Annotated in this window: 33 protein-coding genes; 32 read left to right on the top strand and 1 reads right to left on the bottom strand. The window is 37.7% G+C overall.

Annotation, left to right across the window (positions count from 1 at the left end; genetic code table 11):
* Window positions 1-31 precede the first annotated feature (31 nt).
* Window positions 32-724, bottom strand: a complete 693-nt coding sequence (locus AC1RPK_RS03755; protein WP_481761617.1) for a prepilin peptidase — start codon at window positions 722-724, stop codon at window positions 32-34.
* 252 nt (window positions 725-976) lie between these two features.
* Between AC1RPK_RS03755 and rpsL the strand changes: the two genes are divergently transcribed.
* The 32 genes from rpsL (at window position 977) to rplQ (ending at window position 18473) form a co-directional block, all read left to right on the top strand.
* Window positions 977-1387, top strand: a complete 411-nt coding sequence (rpsL, locus tag AC1RPK_RS03760; RefSeq protein WP_057974646.1) for a 30S ribosomal protein S12 — start codon at window positions 977-979, stop codon at window positions 1385-1387.
* 46 nt (window positions 1388-1433) lie between these two features.
* Window positions 1434-1904: a 30S ribosomal protein S7 gene (gene rpsG, locus AC1RPK_RS03765; protein ID WP_057974645.1), complete on the top strand. Its 471-nt coding sequence runs from the start codon at window positions 1434-1436 to the stop codon at window positions 1902-1904.
* A gap of 93 nt (window positions 1905-1997) precedes the next feature.
* Window positions 1998-4091 (top strand): elongation factor G, encoded by a 2094-nt coding sequence (gene fusA, locus AC1RPK_RS03770; protein WP_409022017.1) that lies wholly within the window; start codon window positions 1998-2000, stop codon window positions 4089-4091.
* A 343-nt stretch (window positions 4092-4434) separates the two neighbouring features.
* On the top strand, window positions 4435-4743 hold the full coding sequence (gene rpsJ, locus AC1RPK_RS03775) for a 30S ribosomal protein S10 (RefSeq protein ID WP_057974643.1): 309 nt from the start codon (window positions 4435-4437) through the stop codon (window positions 4741-4743).
* A 46-nt stretch (window positions 4744-4789) separates the two neighbouring features.
* A complete protein-coding gene (gene rplC / locus AC1RPK_RS03780; RefSeq protein WP_481761616.1) occupies window positions 4790-5422 on the top strand; it encodes a 50S ribosomal protein L3 in 633 nt (210 codons plus the stop codon).
* A 20-nt stretch (window positions 5423-5442) separates the two neighbouring features.
* Entirely contained in the window at window positions 5443-6066 is a 624-nt protein-coding gene (rplD, locus tag AC1RPK_RS03785) for a 50S ribosomal protein L4 (RefSeq protein ID WP_409022019.1), read from the top strand.
* Window positions 6066-6350, top strand: coding sequence for a 50S ribosomal protein L23 (gene rplW / locus AC1RPK_RS03790; protein WP_409022020.1), 285 nt, complete (start codon window positions 6066-6068; stop codon window positions 6348-6350). The genes rplD and rplW overlap by 1 nt, the downstream gene beginning before the upstream one ends.
* A 32-nt stretch (window positions 6351-6382) precedes the next feature.
* On the top strand, window positions 6383-7216 hold the full coding sequence (gene rplB, locus AC1RPK_RS03795; protein WP_409022021.1) for a 50S ribosomal protein L2: 834 nt from the start codon (window positions 6383-6385) through the stop codon (window positions 7214-7216).
* Window positions 7217-7258: 42 nt separating this feature from the next.
* Window positions 7259-7540: a 30S ribosomal protein S19 gene (gene rpsS / locus AC1RPK_RS03800; RefSeq protein WP_057974638.1), complete on the top strand. Its 282-nt coding sequence runs from the start codon at window positions 7259-7261 to the stop codon at window positions 7538-7540.
* A 14-nt stretch (window positions 7541-7554) separates the two neighbouring features.
* On the top strand, window positions 7555-7908 hold the full coding sequence (gene rplV / locus AC1RPK_RS03805; RefSeq protein ID WP_409022022.1) for a 50S ribosomal protein L22: 354 nt from the start codon (window positions 7555-7557) through the stop codon (window positions 7906-7908).
* Between the two features lie 13 nt (window positions 7909-7921).
* Entirely contained in the window at window positions 7922-8578 is a 657-nt protein-coding gene (gene rpsC / locus AC1RPK_RS03810; protein WP_057974636.1) for a 30S ribosomal protein S3, read from the top strand.
* Window positions 8579-8581: 3 nt separating this feature from the next.
* The gene (rplP, locus tag AC1RPK_RS03815) at window positions 8582-9016 is read left to right on the top strand and encodes a 50S ribosomal protein L16 (protein WP_057974635.1); all 435 of its coding nucleotides are present in this window, start codon (window positions 8582-8584) and stop codon (window positions 9014-9016) included.
* A complete protein-coding gene (gene rpmC / locus AC1RPK_RS03820) occupies window positions 9006-9200 on the top strand; it encodes a 50S ribosomal protein L29 (protein ID WP_057974634.1) in 195 nt (64 codons plus the stop codon). The genes rplP and rpmC overlap by 11 nt, the downstream gene beginning before the upstream one ends.
* Before the next feature lie 25 nt (window positions 9201-9225).
* Window positions 9226-9492 carry a 30S ribosomal protein S17 gene (gene rpsQ, locus AC1RPK_RS03825; protein WP_057974633.1) on the top strand — a complete coding sequence of 89 codons (267 nt, stop codon included), beginning with the start codon at window positions 9226-9228 and terminating at the stop codon, window positions 9490-9492.
* Between the two features lie 52 nt (window positions 9493-9544).
* Window positions 9545-9913: a 50S ribosomal protein L14 gene (gene rplN, locus AC1RPK_RS03830; protein ID WP_409022023.1), complete on the top strand. Its 369-nt coding sequence runs from the start codon at window positions 9545-9547 to the stop codon at window positions 9911-9913.
* A gap of 32 nt (window positions 9914-9945) precedes the next feature.
* Complete coding sequence (rplX, locus tag AC1RPK_RS03835; protein ID WP_409022024.1) at window positions 9946-10254, top strand: 50S ribosomal protein L24; 309 nt, start codon at window positions 9946-9948, stop codon at window positions 10252-10254.
* Window positions 10255-10281: 27 nt separating this feature from the next.
* Complete coding sequence (gene rplE, locus AC1RPK_RS03840; RefSeq protein WP_409022025.1) at window positions 10282-10824, top strand: 50S ribosomal protein L5; 543 nt, start codon at window positions 10282-10284, stop codon at window positions 10822-10824.
* 18 nt (window positions 10825-10842) lie between these two features.
* Complete coding sequence (locus AC1RPK_RS03845; protein WP_057974629.1) at window positions 10843-11028, top strand: type Z 30S ribosomal protein S14; 186 nt, start codon at window positions 10843-10845, stop codon at window positions 11026-11028.
* 33 nt (window positions 11029-11061) lie between these two features.
* Window positions 11062-11460, top strand: a complete 399-nt coding sequence (gene rpsH / locus AC1RPK_RS03850; protein WP_057974628.1) for a 30S ribosomal protein S8 — start codon at window positions 11062-11064, stop codon at window positions 11458-11460.
* Between the two features lie 30 nt (window positions 11461-11490).
* Window positions 11491-12027: a 50S ribosomal protein L6 gene (gene rplF / locus AC1RPK_RS03855; RefSeq protein WP_481761615.1), complete on the top strand. Its 537-nt coding sequence runs from the start codon at window positions 11491-11493 to the stop codon at window positions 12025-12027.
* 53 nt (window positions 12028-12080) lie between these two features.
* Window positions 12081-12437, top strand: coding sequence for a 50S ribosomal protein L18 (gene rplR / locus AC1RPK_RS03860; RefSeq protein WP_462298812.1), 357 nt, complete (start codon window positions 12081-12083; stop codon window positions 12435-12437).
* 19 nt (window positions 12438-12456) lie between these two features.
* Window positions 12457-12957, top strand: a complete 501-nt coding sequence (gene rpsE / locus AC1RPK_RS03865; RefSeq protein WP_409022028.1) for a 30S ribosomal protein S5 — start codon at window positions 12457-12459, stop codon at window positions 12955-12957.
* Window positions 12958-12969: 12 nt separating this feature from the next.
* Complete coding sequence (gene rpmD / locus AC1RPK_RS03870; protein WP_057974624.1) at window positions 12970-13152, top strand: 50S ribosomal protein L30; 183 nt, start codon at window positions 12970-12972, stop codon at window positions 13150-13152.
* A 45-nt stretch (window positions 13153-13197) separates the two neighbouring features.
* Window positions 13198-13632: a 50S ribosomal protein L15 gene (gene rplO, locus AC1RPK_RS03875; protein ID WP_409022029.1), complete on the top strand. Its 435-nt coding sequence runs from the start codon at window positions 13198-13200 to the stop codon at window positions 13630-13632.
* Complete coding sequence (gene secY, locus AC1RPK_RS03880; RefSeq protein WP_409022030.1) at window positions 13632-14927, top strand: preprotein translocase subunit SecY; 1296 nt, start codon at window positions 13632-13634, stop codon at window positions 14925-14927. Before rplO ends, secY begins: the two co-directional genes overlap by 1 nt.
* Window positions 14928-15003: 76 nt before the next feature.
* Window positions 15004-15666, top strand: coding sequence for an adenylate kinase (locus AC1RPK_RS03885; RefSeq protein WP_481761614.1), 663 nt, complete (start codon window positions 15004-15006; stop codon window positions 15664-15666).
* Window positions 15667-15862: 196 nt separating this feature from the next.
* Window positions 15863-16081, top strand: a complete 219-nt coding sequence (gene infA / locus AC1RPK_RS03890) for a translation initiation factor IF-1 (protein ID WP_057974621.1) — start codon at window positions 15863-15865, stop codon at window positions 16079-16081.
* 35 nt (window positions 16082-16116) lie between these two features.
* A complete protein-coding gene (rpmJ, locus tag AC1RPK_RS03895; RefSeq protein ID WP_057756760.1) occupies window positions 16117-16233 on the top strand; it encodes a 50S ribosomal protein L36 in 117 nt (38 codons plus the stop codon).
* A gap of 24 nt (window positions 16234-16257) precedes the next feature.
* A complete protein-coding gene (gene rpsM, locus AC1RPK_RS03900; protein WP_057974620.1) occupies window positions 16258-16623 on the top strand; it encodes a 30S ribosomal protein S13 in 366 nt (121 codons plus the stop codon).
* A gap of 28 nt (window positions 16624-16651) precedes the next feature.
* Window positions 16652-17041 carry a 30S ribosomal protein S11 gene (rpsK, locus tag AC1RPK_RS03905; RefSeq protein WP_057974619.1) on the top strand — a complete coding sequence of 130 codons (390 nt, stop codon included), beginning with the start codon at window positions 16652-16654 and terminating at the stop codon, window positions 17039-17041.
* An 85-nt stretch (window positions 17042-17126) separates the two neighbouring features.
* The gene (locus tag AC1RPK_RS03910) at window positions 17127-18065 is read left to right on the top strand and encodes a DNA-directed RNA polymerase subunit alpha (protein ID WP_409022032.1); all 939 of its coding nucleotides are present in this window, start codon (window positions 17127-17129) and stop codon (window positions 18063-18065) included.
* A 27-nt stretch (window positions 18066-18092) separates the two neighbouring features.
* A complete protein-coding gene (gene rplQ / locus AC1RPK_RS03915) occupies window positions 18093-18473 on the top strand; it encodes a 50S ribosomal protein L17 (protein WP_057974617.1) in 381 nt (126 codons plus the stop codon).
* The last annotated feature ends 150 nt before the right edge of the window (window positions 18474-18623 follow it).

Here is an 18623-nt window from a genome sequence, read left to right on the forward strand (position 1 = left end):
AAAGCTAAGCAAATTTGCTTAGCTTTTTTATTTATATGAAGAAAGATAACGCAATAGTAATATAAACGCCAAACGTTATATGTGGGACAAATGGGAAAAATTGATATCGACTCTGTTTTACAGTAAAAAAGTAGATAAGTGAGCTGATACAAGCAAAAAGAGTGGCAATCAAACAAAAATGAACACCAAATGTTAGTTGAATGATAATCAGTAAAATAAAATCGCCAAGGCCGAGCTTTTGTTGAAAACATAAGACAAATAGAAACAGACTGAATAAGCTAATTGCTATTAGTGAGTCTGGAAACCCAAATAACAGATAATGCCACAGGATGAATAGTATTCCACCACCGATAGTTAAGCGACCAGAAATCAGTCGGTTAGTGAAATCCATAGCTGATAGAAAAGTTAAATAAAATAAGAACGTTATAAGTAATAGAAATTCAAAAAGAGATAGTTGAGTGAAAGATAAGGGCAACATGGCGGCCAAACTACATTCAAAAATAAATGAATAGGCTGGGAATTCTCCCTTGCAGAATCGACAGTGTCCGTGTAATCTAAGATAAGCGTAGATAGGAATTAGATCAAACCAAGGTATTTTTGTACCACAATAGTCGCAGATTGATCTTTTGTTGAATTGATTCTGATTCAATGCACAGCGTGTGGCAATGCAGGTGATGAATGAACCTAGGCAAGCACCTAGTAAAAATAAATAACTAATTAACATAATTTAAATCCTCCTATTAAAAAATACGCTTTTTAGTGTAAATACCATTGACGTATATTAAATACCGTGATATTCTGTGTAAGGTGCTTTTTGTGAACAGTTAATTCATCTACATAGTTGAGATTCTGTATAACAGCAGCGCATTATAAGACAGACGTCTAGGACGTTATTTTTTATTATTAAAAAATGAACCACCTGGATGTGTGGACTTAAAAAACAATTAACCTATAATAAGGAAGGAGGAAACTTTAGATGCCAACAATTAATCAATTAGTTCGTAAAGGTCGTAATTCTAAAGGTTCAAAATCTGGTGCACCCGCATTAAACTTCGGGTATAACAGTTACAAAAAAGTTCAAACAGATAATCCTGCACCACAAAAACGTGGGGTTGCTACTCGTGTCGGAACAATGACACCTAAAAAGCCTAACTCTGCTTTACGTAAATATGCGCGTGTGCGTTTATCTAACTTACTTGAAGTTACAGCTTACATTCCTGGTATTGGACATAACTTGCAAGAACATAGTGTTGTTCTTATTCGTGGTGGCCGTGTAAAAGATTTACCTGGGGTACGTTACCATGTTATCCGTGGTGCTCTTGATACAGCCGGTGTTGCTGATCGTAAACAAAGTCGTTCAAAATACGGCGCAAAGAGACCTAAATAAGAATAAAGTTATTCTAATAAAAATAGAATCTAAGGAGGTTATTTAGATGCCAAGAAAAGGCCCAGCTCCAAAACGAGAAGTATTGCCTGATCCAATTTACAATTCTAAATTAGTAACACGTTTAATCAACCGTTTAATGTTAGATGGTCGTCGTGGTACTGCATCAAAGATCTTGTATGATGCATTCGAAATGATTAAAGAACAAACAGGAAACGAACCTAATGAAGTTTTTGATGAAGCTATGAAAAACATCATGCCTGTACTTGAAGTTAAAGCTCGCCGTGTCGGTGGTTCTAACTACCAAGTGCCAATTGAAGTTCGCCCTGATCGTCGTTCAACTTTAGGTTTACGTTGGTTAGTAAGTTACGCACGTTTACGTGGGGAACATACTATGCCAGAACGTTTAGCTAAAGAAATCATGGATGCAGCAAACAATACTGGTGCATCAGTTAAGAAACGTGAAGATACACATAAAATGGCTGACGCTAATAAAGCATTCGCACATTACCGCTGGTAATTTTATAAAAGAATGGCTATTATATGATTTTGATAATCGATATAGTAGTCATTTTTTTGAATCTATTTTAGAATCGAAAGGAGATACTACAAAATGGCAAATAAACGCGAATTCCCACTAGAAAAAACGCGTAATATCGGGATTGTTGCTCATATCGATGCTGGTAAGACAACAACTACTGAACGTATTTTATACTATACTGGTAAAATTCATAAAATTGGTGAAACTCATGAAGGAGCTTCACAAATGGATTGGATGGAACAAGAACAAGAACGTGGTATCACAATCACATCAGCTGCAACAACTGCTGAATGGAAAGAACATCGTATTAATATCATCGATACTCCAGGACATGTGGATTTCACTATTGAAGTTGAACGTTCACTTCGTGTCTTAGATGGAGCCGTTGTTGTTTTAGATGGTCAATCTGGTGTTGAACCACAAACTGAAAACGTTTGGCGTCAAGCTACAACATATTCAGTTCCTCGTATCGTTTTCATCAATAAGATGGATAAAATGGGTGCTAATTTTGATTACTCAGTAGGCACAATCAAAGATCGTCTTCAAGTAAATGCTGTTCCTATCCAAATGCCAATTGGTGCTGAAGATGATTTTGAAGGTGTTATTGATTTAATCGAAATGAAAGCCGATTTATATGATAACGAAGATTTAGGTGCTACATGGGAAAGTATTGACGTTCCTGAAGAATATTTAGAAGAAGCTACAAAACGTCGCGAAGCTTTAGTTGAAGCCGTTGCTGATGTTGATGAAAAGCTTATGGAAAAATATCTTGATGGTGTGGAAATTACTAAAGATGAAATCAAAGCTGCTATCCGTAAAGCAACATTAAATCTTGAAATGTACCCAGTTCTTGCTGGTTCAGCATTTAAAAACAAGGGTGTTCAAATGATGTTGGATGCTGTTAATGATTTCTTACCATCTCCTTTAGATGTTAAACCTTATAACGCAGTAGATCCTAAAACAGATGAAGAAGTTGAAATCACAGCCGGTGATGACAAAGATTTCGCTGCTTTAGCATTTAAAATTGCAACGGATCCCTTCGTTGGTCGTTTAACATTCTTCCGTGTTTACTCAGGTACATTACAAGCTGGTTCTTATGTCTTGAACTCTACTAAAGACACGCGTGAACGTGTTGGTCGTATCCTTCAAATGCATTCAAATCACCGTAATGAAATTCCTGAAGTATTCTCTGGTGATATTGCTGCTGCTATTGGTTTGAAAAATACGACAACTGGTGATTCATTAACGGATGAAAAACATCCATTAATCCTTGAATCAATGGAATTCCCTGAACCAGTTATCCAAGTATCTATCGAACCAAAAACAAAAGCTGATCAAGATAAGATGGATATCGGTTTACAAAAACTAGCAGAAGAAGATCCTTCATTCAAGGCTGAAACTAACCCTGAAACTGGTGAAACTTTAATCGCTGGGATGGGTGAATTGCATTTGGATATCATCGTTGATCGTATGAGACGTGAATTTAACGTTGAAGCTACTGTTGGTGAACCACAAGTTGCCTACCGTGAAACATTTACAAAAACTGTTTCTGCACAAGGTAAATTCGTTCGTCAATCTGGTGGTAAAGGTCAATATGGTGATGTTACAGTTGAATTCTCACCTAATGAAGAGGGTGGCGGTTTCGCATTCGAAGACGCTATCGTCGGTGGGGTTGTTCCTCGTGAATATATTCCTTCAGTTGAACAAGGTTTGAGAGAAGCTATGCAAAATGGTGTTCTTGCAGGCTACCCACTTATTGATGTTAAAGCTAAGTTATATGATGGATCATATCATGATGTCGATTCTAACGAATCAGCATTTAAGGTAGCTGCCTCAATGGCATTGAGAAAAGCTGCTAAGAGTGCTGGTGCTGTTATTCTTGAACCAATGATGAAAGTTGAAGTTGTCGCTCCTGAAGATTACTTAGGTGATGTTATGGGACATGTAACTGCTCGTCGTGGACGTGTTGAAGGTATGGAAGCTCGCGGAAATGCACAAGTTGTTAACGCAATGGTTCCTCTTTCAGGTATGTTCGGTTACGCAACTACTTTACGTTCTTCTACACAAGGACGTGGTACATTCACAATGACATTTGATCATTACGAAGCTGTACCAAAATCAATCCAAGAAGAAATTATGAAGAAAAACGGAACAGCTACTGATTAATTAGTTGGTCTGAATTATAAAAGAAGTTATCACTTGTTGATAGCTTCTTTTTTTGTGGTAAAATAACATTTGGAAAATAAAAAAAGTTTTAAAAATGTTAATTATGATTATATAATGAGAAACTTTGAAAAAAAATAAGAAAGCACTTGCCATAAGGCTTTATCTCTAGTAGTATAGATAAGTACCCAAAAACAGATGGCGTATTACGCCCTGCGATAGGGTTTCATAGAATGAGCTAAGATGTGAAAGATTGCGACACGCCCGGCAGCTTTGCCACGCAAGGTGTGTCGGTCACTTACACGGAGCTAGTCTTATTTTTAAAATAGACGAAGGAGGGAACAAAATGGCAAAACAAAAAATTCGTATTCGCTTAAAAGCTTACGAACACCGTATTTTAGACCAATCTGCTGACAAGATTGTTGAAACTGCAAAAAGAACAGGGGCAACAATTTCTGGACCAATTCCATTGCCAACAGAACGTACATTATACACAGTTTTACGTTCACCACATAAGCATAAAGATTCACGTGAACAATTCGAAATGCTTACACATAAACGTTTGATTGATATCGTTAACCCAACACCTAAGACAGTTGATTCATTGATGAAACTTGACTTACCTAGTGGCGTTGATATTGAAATCAAATTATAAAACAGAGTTACAAAAATAAAAATACAAACATATTGGAGGTGTACTCATGACTACAAAAGGAATCTTAGGAAAAAAAGTAGGTATGACACAAGTTTTTACTGAAAATGGTGAATTGGTACCAGTTACAGTGATTGAATCTACGCCAAACGTTGTTTTACAATTGAAAACAATTGAAAACGATGGTTACGAAGCAATTCAATTAGGTTACCAAGACATGCGCGAAGTATTAACAAACAAACCTGCTAAAGGTCATGCAGCAAAAGCAAATACTACTCCTAAGCGCTTCGTTCGTGAAATTAACGATGTTGAGCTTGGAGAATATAACGTAGGTGACGAAATTAAAGTTGATACATTCTCAGCTGGCGATATCGTTAACGTTACGGGTACGTCTAAGGGACATGGTTTCCAAGGAAATATCAAACGTTGGGGACAATCACGAGGTCCTATGACTCATGGTTCTCGTTATCATCGTCGTCCTGGTTCAATGGGTGCCGTTATTAACCGTGTATTCAAAGGTAAGAGATTACCAGGTCGCATGGGTGGCAAACGCGTAACTGTCCAAAACTTGGAAATTATTCGTGTTGACGTTGATAGTAATGTTATCTTGATTAAAGGTAACGTACCAGGCGCAAACAAAACATTAGTTACAATTAAAAACGTCACAAAAGACGCTAAATAACAGGAAGGAGGAATTTCAAAATGCCAACAGTCGCATTATTAAAACAAGATGGTACTAAAAATGGTGAAGTTGAATTAAACGACGCTATTTTTGGAATCGAACCTAACGACAATGTCATTTTTGACGCCGTAATCATGCAACGTGCATCATTACGTCAAGGAACTCATTCAGTTAAAAACAAAAGTGCAGTTTCAGGTGGTGGTAGAAAACCATGGCGCCAAAAAGGTACAGGTCGTGCTCGTCAAGGATCTATCCGTAGCCCACAATGGCGTGGTGGTGGTGTCGTATTTGGCCCTACTCCTCGTTCATACAGTTACAAATTACCTAAAAAAGTTCGCCGTTTAGCTCTTAAATCAGTACTTTCACAAAAAGTATTGGATAACAGCGTGGTTATGGTCGATGCACTTAGCTTCGAACAACCAAAGACAAAAACTTTCAAAGAAGTTTTAAGTAACTTAGATATCAACAAAAAAGTATTAATAGTTCTTGAACCTGGCAATGATTTCGTTGCTTTAGCAGCTCGTAACTTACAAAATGTTACAGTAGTAGAAGCTAAAGGTGTTAACGTTCTTGACGTTATCAACAATGATAAATTAGTCATGACTCAAGCAGCTCTTTCTCAAGTAGAGGAGGCTCTTTCATAATGGAATCAAGAGATATTATCTTACGCCCAGTCATCACCGAAGCAGCAATGGATAGAATGGCTAACAAAGTTTACACATTCGACGTTGATACTCGTGCAACTAAAATTGAAGTCAAAAAAGCTATTGAAGATATTTTTGGCGTTAAAGTTGTAAAAGTAAATATCATGAATGTTAAAGGTAAGTTAAAACGTCAAGGTCGCTATGCTGGTTATACTAAAAAACGCCGTAAAGCAATTGTTACTTTAACTGCCGACTCAAAAGAAATCCAATTATTCGAAGAATAATCTAAAATTTTGTAAACTAGGAGGAAAACAACGTGGGAATTAAAAAATTCAAACCAACCACTAACGGTCGTCGTAATATGACTGGTTCTGATTTCTCAGAAATTACTAAATCAACTCCTGAAAAATCATTACTAGAATCAAAAAGCAGAACTGCCGGCCGTAATAACTATGGTCGCATTACTGTTCGTCACCGTGGTGGTGGTCATAAACGTCAATACCGTTTGATCGATTTCAAGCGTGTTAAAGACAATGTAACAGCAACTGTTAAAGCAATTGAATATGATCCAAACCGTTCAGCTAATATTGCATTATTACAATATACTGATGGTATCAAATCATACATCATTGCTCCTAAAGGATTAGAAGTTGGCATGATGGTTCAATCTGGTAAAGAAGCAGATATCAAGGTTGGTAACGCATTAGCTCTTCAAGATATCCCAGTTGGTACAATTATTCATAATGTCGAATTAAAACCAGGTAAGGGTGGACAACTTGCTCGTTCAGCCGGTGCTTCTGCACAATTACTTGGTAAAGAAGGTAAATACGTCCTTGTTCGTTTGACATCAGGCGAAGTTCGCATGATCTTATCAACATGTCGCGCATCTATCGGTGCTGTTGGTAACGAACAACATGAATTAATCAAAATTGGTAAAGCTGGTCGTGCTCGTTGGGCTGGTAAACGTCCTACAGTTCGTGGATCAGTTATGAATCCTAACGATCATCCTCATGGTGGTGGTGAAGGTAAAGCTCCAATTGGTCGTCCATCACCTATGTCTCCTTGGGGTCAAAAGACGATGGGTTACAAAACACGTTCAAAGAAAAACCAATCAGACAAATTTATCGTACGTGGACGCAACAAGAAATAATTTACTTGTTGCTTAAGCTATATTCCGGAAGGAGGATTCACATTGAGTCGTAGTCTAAAAAAAGGACCATTCGTCGATGAACATTTGATGAAAAAGGTCGAAGCACAAACTGATCAAGAAAAGAAAACAGTTATCAAAACATGGTCACGTCGTTCAACAATCTTCCCTAACTTCATTGGTCTAACTATCGCTGTATATGATGGACGTAAACACGTTCCAGTTTTTATGCAAGAAGATATGGTTGGTCATAAGTTGGGTGAATTTGTTCCAACACGTACTTTCCGTGGTCACGGATCTGACGATAAGAAAACTACAGTTAAATAAAGGAGGTTATACACATGGCTGAACAAGTAACATCAGCAAAAGCAACCGCCAAAACTGTTCGTATTCCAGCGCGTAAAGCTCGCTTGGTAATCGATCTTATCAGAGGTAAAAGTGTTGCTGAAGCTATCGGTATTTTGAGATTTACTCCCAGAGCCGGAAGCCCAATCATTGAAAAAGTTTTACTTTCTGCTGTAGCTAATGCAGAAAATAATTTTGATTTAGATGGTGAAAACTTAGTTATTACTGATATTTTTGCTAACGAAGGACCAACTTTAAAACGTTTCCGTCCTCGTGCTAAAGGATCAGCTTCACCAATTAACAAACGTACGAGTCACATTACAGTAGTTGTATCTGAAACTACAAAATAAGGAGGGATAACGCGTGGGTCAAAAAATAAATCCAACGGGATTACGTGTAGGTATCATTCGTGATTGGGATTCAAAATGGTATGCAGAAAAAGATTTTGCAAACTACCTTCATGAAGATTTACACATCCGTAAATACATTCAAGAAAAATTAACCGACGCTTCTGTCTCTATCGTTGAAATCGAACGCGCTGCAAAACGTGTTAACGTTTCAATCCATACTGCTAAACCTGGTATGGTTATCGGTAAAGGTGGAGCTGAAGTTGAAAAACTTCGTAAAGAATTAAATGATTTAACAGGTAAACGTGTGCATATCAACATTGTTGAAATCAAACGTCCTGATTTAGATGCTCAATTAGTCGGCGAAAACGTTGCGGAACAATTAGAAAACCGTGTCGCATTCCGTCGTGCTGTTAAACAAGCTATGCAACGTACAATGCGCTCTGGTGCTAAAGGTATCAAAGTTCAAGTTGCTGGCCGTCTTAACGGAGCTGATATGTCTCGTGTTGAAAGCTACTCAGATGGTACAGTTCCATTACATACCTTAAGAGCAGATATTGACTACGCTTGGGTTGAAGCAATGACTACTTACGGTAAATTAGGCGTTAAAGTCTGGATCTACCGTGGTGAAATCTTACCAGCTAAGAAAAACGCTGTGAAAGGAGGGAAATAACCTATGTTAGTACCTAAACGTACAAAATTCCGTCGTGAATTCCGTGGTAAAATGCGTGGGGAAGCTAAAGGTGGCAAAGAAGTCGCTTTTGGAGAATTCGGTTTACAGGCTCTTGAATCATCATGGATCACTAACCGTCAAATCGAAGCTTCTCGTGTCGCTATTAACCGTCATATGAAACGTGGTGGGAAAGTATGGATTAAAATTTTCCCTCATAAATCATATACTGCAAAAGCAATTGGTGTTCGAATGGGTTCTGGTAAAGGTGCTCCTGAAGGATGGGTAGCTCCAGTTAAACGTGGAAAGATCATGTTTGAAGTTGCCGGTGTTCCCGAAGAAGTTGCTCGCGAAGCTTTACGCTTAGCATCAAACAAACTTCCAGTGAGAACTAAAATTGTAAAACGTGAGGAAGTAGGTGGCGAATCACATGAAGGCTAAGGAAATTAATGAATTAACCACTGCTGAAATGATTACCAAAGAACAAGAATTTAAAGATGAATTGTTTAACTTACGCTTCCAATTAGCTACCGGTCAATTAGAAAATACCGCACGCTTAAGTGAAGTACGTAAAACAATTGCTCGTATTAAAACGGCATTACGCCAACAAGAATTAAACAAGTAGATTACGAAAGGGAGGCCATTTACGCATGAGTGAAACTCGTAACCAACGTAAAGTCTATCAAGGACGCGTTGTATCCGACAAAATGGATAAAACGATTAGTGTTCTTATCGAAACATACAAGACACACAAAACCTACGGTAAACGTGTGACTTATTCTAAAAAATTCTATGCACATGATGAAAATAACGAAGCAAAAATCGGCGATATCGTTCAAATTATGGAAACTCGTCCGTTGTCAGCAACTAAGAGATTCCGTTTATTAGATATCGTTGAAAAAGCAGTTATTGCTTAAGCATAATTGCCATTCGTATTTCTAATTTGCTATCGAAAGGAGGACACTTACTGTGATACAAACAGAAAGTCGTTTAAAAATTGCCGACAATTCAGGCGCAAAAGAAATCTTAACTATTAAAGTTTTAGGTGGATCAAAGCGTAAAACTGCTAATATCGGTGACGTTATTGTTGCTACTGTTAAACATGCAACACCAGGTGGTGTTGTCAAAAAAGGTGAAGTTGTTAAAGCTGTAATCGTACGTACAAAATCAGGTGCTCATCGCGCTGACGGTTCATACATCAAATTTGATGAAAATGCTGCCGTTATCATCCAAGATGATAAAAGCCCTAAAGGTACACGTATCTTTGGACCTGTTGCACGTGAATTACGTGATAACAATTTCATGAAGATTGTTTCTTTAGCACCCGAAGTATTATAAGAAATCCATCGGAAAACAAGGAGGTGCGCTAAATGTTCGTCAAAACTGGTGATAAAGTTCAATTAATTGCAGGTAAAGATAAAGGTAAACAAGGTACTGTTACTAAAGTTTTCCTTAAAGATGACCGTGTGATTGTTGAAGGCATGAATATTGCAAAAAAACATCAAAAACCTAGTAACTCGAATCCACAAGGTGGCATCGTGGATATAGAAGCACCAATTCACGTTTCAAACGTGATGCTTATCGACCCATCTACAAACGAACCAACTCGTGTTGGCTTCAAAGTTGTAGACGGCAAGAAAGTTAGAGTTTCTAAAAAATCAGGTGAAACTGTTAAATAGACCTACTGAAAGGAGGACACTTTCTTCATGACTAACCGTTTAAAAGAAAAGTTCACTAATGAAATTACACCATCTATGATGGAAAAATTTAACTACACATCAATTATGCAAACACCTCAAGTTGATAAAATTGTTATCAACATGGGTGTTGGTGATGCTGTTACTAATGCTAAAAATTTAGATAAAGCTGTTGAAGAATTAGCTTTAATCGCTGGTCAAAAACCTTTGGTTACAAAAGCTAAAAAATCAATTGCTGGCTTCCGTTTACGTGAAGGTATGCCAATCGGTGCTAAAGTTACTTTACGTGGCGAACGCATGTACGATTTCTTAGATAAATTAGTTTCAGTTTCATTACCTCGTGTGCGTGATTTCCGTGGCGTTAGCAAAAAAGCCTTTGATGGCCGTGGTAACTATACTTTAGGTGTTCGCGAACAATTAATTTTCCCAGAAATCGATTTTGATGATGTGGATAAAGTTCGTGGAATGGATATCGTTATTGTTACAACTGCTAATACTGATGAGGAATCAAAAGAATTACTCACACAATTAGGTATGCCGTTTTCTAAATAATAAGGAGGTTACAAAGCTTTGGCTAAAAAATCATTAATTGCAAAGAACAAACGTCCAGCAAAATTCTCTACACAAGCTTATACACGTTGCGAACGTTGTGGTCGCCCACATTCTGTTTATCGTAAATTTAAATTATGCCGTATTTGTCTTCGTGACCTTGCTCACAAAGGCCAAATTCCTGGTATGAAAAAAGCTAGCTGGTAAATCTAAAAGACAAGTTAAAGGAGGGTAAACTCAATGGTCATGACTGATCCGATCGCAGACTTTTTAACTCGTATCCGTAATGCAAACATGGTACGGCATGAGTCTTTAGAAGTGCCTGCTTCAAAAATCAAACGTGATATCGCTGAAATCCTTAAAAATGAAGGTTTCGTACGTGATATCGAATACATCGATGATGACAAACAAGGTATTATCCGTGTATTTTTAAAATTTGGAAAAGACAACGAACGTGTAATCTCTGGTATTAAACGTATCTCAAAACCAGGATTACGTACGTACGTTCAAGCTGATGCAGTTCCTAAAGTATTAAATGGTTTAGGAATCGCAGTTATCTCAACATCAGAAGGTGTGATGACAGATAAAGATGCACGCGCCAAACAAATTGGTGGCGAAGTCTTAGCATACATCTGGTAATCAATTAATTCGTAAGGAGGTGTCACTCGCGTGAGTCGTATAGGTTATAAAGAAATCGTTCTTCCTGCTGGTGTAGAAGTTACACAAGAAGGTCAAATGGTTACAGTAAAAGGCCCCAAAGGTGAATTAACTCGTAAGTTCTCTAGTGCTATTACAATGCATGTTGAAGGTCTTTCAGTTAAATTTACTCGTGAAAGTGACGATAAAAGCACTCGTGCCTTACATGGTACAATGCGTGCCAACGTAAACAACATGGTTCTTGGTGTTACAGAAGGTTTCAAAAAAGAACTTGAGTTGATTGGTGTTGGTTATCGTGCACAATTACAAGGGAAAAAATTAGTATTAAATGTTGGTTATTCACATCCAGTGGATTTTGAAGAACGCGAAAACTTAACTGTTGAAGTTCCTGCAAATACAAGTATTATTATTTCAGGTATCAGTAAACAAGAAGTTGGCGATCTTGCCGCAGAAATTCGTGCCGTTCGTCCTCCAGAACCTTATAAAGGTAAAGGAATTCGTTACGTTGGCGAATATGTTCGTCGTAAAGAAGGTAAAACAGGTAAATAATGCTGCTTAGCATTGCTTACTTTGTTTTTGAATAAAATCAAGAGGTGAAAATTGTGATTACAAAACCAGATAGAAATAAAACACGTTCAAAACGTCATTTACGTGTTCGTGGCAAGATTTCTGGAACTGCAGAGTGCCCACGCTTAAACGTATTCCGTTCTAATAACCACATCTACGCTCAAGTAATTGATGACGTAGCGGGTGTAACGCTAGCAAGTGCCTCAACAATTGATAGTGAAGTAACTGGCGACAGTAAAGTAGCAAAAGCTACTGCTGTTGGCGCATTAGTTGCTAAACGTGCTAATGACAAAGGTATCAAAGCTGTTGTTTTTGATCGTGGCGGATACTTATACCATGGACGCGTTGCTGCTTTAGCTGAAGCAGCTCGTGAAAATGGATTAGAATTCTAAGAAAGGGAGGAAATAGTTTATGACTTTCATTGATCCAACTCATTTAGATTTAGAAGATCGTGTTGTTGCGATTAACCGTGTTACTAAAGTTGTAAAAGGTGGACGTCGTCTACGTTTTGCTGCATTAGTTATTGTCGGTGATCACAATGGTCATGTAGGCTTCGGTACAGGTAAAGCTCAAGAAGTTCCTGAAGCAATCCGTAAAGCAGTTGAAGATGCTAAAAAGAACTTGATTGAAGTACCTATGGTCGGTACGACACTTCCTCACGAAGTTCTCGGTCAATACAGTGGTGGACGCATTATGCTTAAACCAGCTGTTGAAGGTTCTGGAGTTGCCGCTGGTGGTTCAGTTCGTGCCGTTATGGAACTTGCTGGAGTAGCAGATGTAACAAGTAAATCATTAGGCTCAAATACACCAATCAACGTTGTTCGCGCAACAATGGATGGTTTAAAGAAAATGAAGAGTGCTGAAGAAGTTGCTGCATTACGTGGCGTTTCTATTCAACACTTAGCTGACTAGGAGGACTAAAACATGACAGATTTAAAAATTACATTAAAACGCAGTGTCATCGGACGTCCTCAAAATCAACGCGAAATCGTTAAAGCTTTCGGTTTACACCGTATTAGCAGCTCTGTTATTCGTCCTAATGACGCAGTAACACGAGGCGTTATCGCCAAGATTTCTCATTTAGTGGACGTTGAAGAAGTTAAATAACATCAACATCTTGTTTGCAGTTTAAAATAAGGAGGTGCCAACCCTATGAAATTACATGAATTAAAACCAAGTGAAGGTTCTCGCTCAGTACGTAACCGTGTCGGACGTGGAACATCTTCAGGTAATGGTAAAACTTCTGGACGTGGTCAAAAAGGCCAAAAAGCCCGTAGTAAAGTACGTTTAGGTTTTGAAGGTGGACAAATGCCTTTATTCCGTCGTATGCCAAAACGTGGATTTAATAACTTCAACCGTAAAGAATATGCAGTTGTCAATTTAGATAGCTTAAACAAATTCGAAAACGGTGCTGAAGTAACACCAGCATTACTTGTTGAATCAGGTATTGTTAAGAACGAAAAATCAGGAATTAAAATTTTAGCTTCCGGCGAACTTAACAAGAAATTATCTGTTAAAGCAGGTAAATTCTCAGCTGCTGCTAAAGAAGCTATTGAAGCTGCCGGTGGTCAAACAGAGGTGATCTAATGCTTAAAGTGATGAAAAATGCATTAGCTGTGAAAGAAATCCGTCAAAAGATTTTTTTCACTTTATGCGTTTTAATTGTCTTTCGCTTAGGTACTTTTATAACAGTTCCTGGAATTAACCATGCTGCAATTGCTAGTGCAACAAGTAGTAACTTAGTTAGTCTTCTTAACACTTTTAGTGGTGGTGGATTAACTAATTACTCAATTTTCGCAATGGGGGTTTCACCCTACATTACAGCTCAAATTGTTATTCAATTACTACAAATGGACATTGTTCCTCGTTTTGTAGAATGGAGTAAGCAAGGTGAAGTTGGTCGTCGTAAATTGAATCAAGCTACACGTTACCTAACAATTGTCTTAGCATTTGTTCAATCTGTAGGTATCACCGCAGGGTTAGACTCATTAAGTAGTTTAGGTTTGGTTAACAATCCAAGTACGCAAACATATGTTGTTTTGGGCGTTATTTTAACAGCCGGAACAATGTTTACGACTTGGTTAGGTGATATGATTACTGAACGTGGTATTGGGAATGGTGTTTCCATGTTAATCATGGCAGGTATCGTTTCTCGTATTCCAGGTGGTATTAAACAGATTTTCAATGAACAAATTTTCCAAGCTGATAAAGGTGATCTTTGGGGGGGCATCTTGTTCATAGTTATCTTGCTCGTTATTATTTTTGCAATCGTAACTTTTGTAACATATGTTCAACAAGCTAACTATAAGATTCCAATTCAATACACAAGACGTGTTGCTGGTGCGACAGATAGTTCATATCTGCCACTTAAGGTAAACGTTGCGGGTGTTATCCCCGTTATTTTTGCGAGTTCGTTCATTGCAACACCCCAAACTGTGCTTTTGGCATTCCAAAGCTCACAAGGGGACACGACTTGGTATAAAGTATTAAGTCAAGTTTTCAACATGCAAACAACATACGGAGCCATCCTATATACCGTATTGATTGTCTTGTTCACATTCTTCTACGCTTTCGTACAGGTAAATCCTGAGAAACTCTCAGAGAATTTACAAAAACAAGGAAGTTATATTCCAAGTGTTTGGCCTGGTAAAGCAACAGAAAAATATGTTTCAAAATTATTAATGCGTTTAAGTACTGTTGGTTCATTATTCTTAGGATTTGTTGCTTTAATTCCATTATTAGCATCAAGTTTGTTCGGATTAGATGAATCAGTTGGTTTGGGTGGTACTAGTCTGTTGATTGTCGTTGGGGTTGCTCTTGAAACTATTCGTCAATTAGAGGGTATGATGATGAAACGTAAGTACGTCGGATTCATTAGATAATCGATAAAAAACAAATTTTAAACTGAGAATTAGGTTAGGCTGATGCCTAACCATTTCTCATATTAGGAGGATATTCATGACTAAAATGAACCTGATGTTAATGGGTTTACCTGGTGCAGGTAAGGGAACACAAGCTGAAAAGATTGTCGACGCTTTCCACATCGCTCATATCTCTACGGGAGACATCTTCCGTGCAGCAATGAAAAATGAAACACCAATGGGACTTGAAGCTAAAAAGTATATCGATCGTGGTGACCTTGTTCCTGATGAAGTCACAAATGGCATTGTCAAAGAACGATTAGCTGAAGATGATATTCAAGATGGCTACATGCTTGATGGGTTTCCAAGAAATATGGCACAAGCTGTTGCCTTGGACGAAATCGGTAAGGACCTTGGAAAACCTCTTAACGCAGTCATTGACATTCATGTTGATCCTGAATCTCTAATCGAACGTTTAACTGGTCGTTACATTTGTCGTAATTGTGGAGCTACATATCACAAAATCTTCAACCCCACAAAGGTTGAAGGAACATGTGATCGCTGTGGGCAACATGAATTTTATCAACGTGAAGATGACAAACTTGAAACGGTTAAAAATCGTTTAGAAGTTAACATCAAAATGAATACACCGTTATTAGATTTTTACGAACAACGTCATCTATTGTATACAGTAGATGGTAACCGCGATATTGAAGATGTATTTGCAGATATTGAAACGATTTTAAACAATCTCAAGTAATCTGAGTATTCCGCTGCAAAGTAATTGTGCCGGAGTGGCTAACTTGCATCTGAGATAGCGGTATGATAGAATAATTCCGGTTTATCTTTTCAGGAGGATATTTGTAATAATATCCTGATAAGAACGGGTGAGAGTGTCTAATTCTCGCCATTTTTACATGTAAAGTTAAAACACGATTTTAAGGAGGTACATTTACGTGGCGAAAGAAGAAGTAATTGAGATTGAGGGTACGGTCCGTGAAACGTTACCCAATGCGACTTTTCGAGTTGTACTTGAAAATGATCATGAAATTTTAGCTCATGTCTCTGGTAAAATTCGTAAGAATTATATTCGTATTTTACCTGGTGATAAAGTGACGGTTGAAATGTCTCCTTACGATTTAAGTAAGGGTCGTATTACTTATCGCTTTAAATAGATTGTACTTCAAAAACTTTTAGGAGGTATAATTCAATGAAAGTAAGACCATCAGTAAAACCAATGTGTGAACATTGTAAAGTTATCAAGCGCAAAGGTCGAGTTATGATCATTTGTAGCGCAAATCCAAAACATAAACAACGTCAAGGATAATAAAAATTAGGAGGTGTAATTGTTATGGCTCGTATTGCAGGTATTGATATTCCACGTGATAAAAGAATCGTGGTAGCATTAACTTACATTTATGGAATCGGTAATACAACTGCTGCTAAGATCTTGGTAGAAGCAGAAGTATCAGAAGATATTAGAACTCGTGATTTAACAACTGACCAAGAGGATGCAATCCGTAAAGTTGTTGATCAATTTAAAATTGAAGGTGACTTACGTCGCGAAATCAGTTTAAACATTAAACGTCTCCAAGAAATTGGAACGTACCGAGGCATGCGTCATCGTCGTGGTTTACCAGTTCGTGGACAAAACACGAAAAACAACGCTCGTACACGTAAAGGCCCAGCTACATCAATTGCAGGCCGCAAGAAATAATTACTAGATTAAGGAGGTAATACTATTTATGGCAACTAAGAAAGTTTCTCGCAAACGCCGTGTTAAAAAACATATTGAAGCCGGTGTTGCACATATTCATTCTACTTTTAACAATACACTTGTTATGATTACTGATGTTAACGGTAACGCTGTTGCATGGTCATCAGCTGGTGCATTAGGTTTTAGAGGTAGTCGTAAATCTACACCATTCGCAGCACAAATGGCAGCAGAAGCTGCAGCTAAAGGCTCAATGGAAAATGGTATGAAGACTGTTGAAGTAGCAGTTAAAGGACCTGGTTCTGGCCGTGAAGCCGCAATCCGTGCTTTACAAACTACTGGTCTTGAAGTAACAGCAATTCGCGATGTTACTCCAGTGCCTCATAATGGATGTCGTCCTCCAAAACGCCGTCGTGTTTAACGTGGATTAATATTCATTACGGAGTTGAACTTCATAATGTTTTCACTAGATTACACGTTACGTTTTGAAAGGGGTAAAGATAAGAATGATTGAATTTGAAAAACCAAATATTCATAAGATAGATGAAAGTCCTAACTATGGTAAATTTGTTGTAGAACCACTTGAACGCGGTTATGGTACGACATTAGGTAATTCACTTCGTCGGATTCTATTATCTTCCTTACCAGGCGCATCTATTACTAATATTCAAATTGATGGTGTTTTACATGAGTTTTCAACTATTGAAGGCGTATTGGAAGATGTTACTCAAATTATCTTGAATATTAAGAAAGTTGCTTTGAAGTTAGCTGCTGATGAAGACCAATCCATCGAAATTGATGTGAAAGGTCCCGCAGAGGTTACTGCCGGTGACATCATTGTAAACAGTGATGTTGAAGTATTAAATCCCGACTTGTACATTTGTACAGTCGCAGAAGGTGCATCTTTTCATGTTCGCATGAACGCTAGCAATGGTCGTGGATACGTATCTGCTGATCAAAACAAAGCGGAAGATATGCCAATTGGCGTATTACCAATTGACTCCATTTATACCCCAATCGAACGTGTGAACTACCAAGTAGAAAAAACACGTGTTGGTCAAAAAGATGATTATGACAAATTGACACTTGATGTTTGGACTAATGGTTCAATTACACCAAGCGAAGCCATTAGTTTGTCGGCTAAAATTTTAACTGAGCATTTGACTTTATTTGTTGATTTAACCGATGAAGCTAAAAATGCTGAAATTATGGTTGAAAAAGAAGAAACACATAAAGAAAAAATGCTCGAAATGACGATTGAAGAACTTGATTTATCAGTTCGTTCATACAATTGTTTGAAACGTGCTGGAATCAACACGGTTCAAGAATTAACGAATAAATCCGAAGCTGACATGATGAAAGTCCGTAACTTGGGCCGTAAATCATTGGAAGAAGTTAAAGCTAAATTAGCTGCGCTTGATTTATCATTACGTCATGATGACTAATATTATATAGAGGGAGGGAAACTATTCATGAGTTACCGCAAATTAGGACGTACAAGTTCTCAACGTAAAGCAATGTTACGTGATTTAACAACAAGTCTTATTATCAACGAACGAATTGTGACTACTGAAGCTCGCGCTAAAGAAGTACGCAAATCTGCCGATAAAATGATTTCTTTAGGTAAACGTGGTGATTTAGCTTCACGTCGTCGTGCTGCTGCTTTCGTAAGAAACACAGTTGCTGACGTGAAAGAAGATGGTGACGATGTCACTGTTCAATCAGCATTACAAAAATTATTTTCTGATGTAGCTCCTCGTTACGCTGAACGTAATGGTGGATACACTAGAACTATGAAAACAATGCCTCGTCGTGGCGATGCCGCACAAATGGTTATTATTGAATTAGTATAATTCGTTAACAGATAATTTTTCACTTTGATTGATGATTAAAAACAAACGTTATGATGATGGAGTAATCTTAGTCTAGTTTGAAGGTTCTTCACATTTGTGATTTGCCGGTCATCCTTCATAGTGATTTTTTATTGTCTAATGAGGTCTGAA

Source organism: Dellaglioa sp. CoH-55-MRSF-6, from assembly GCF_056782215.1.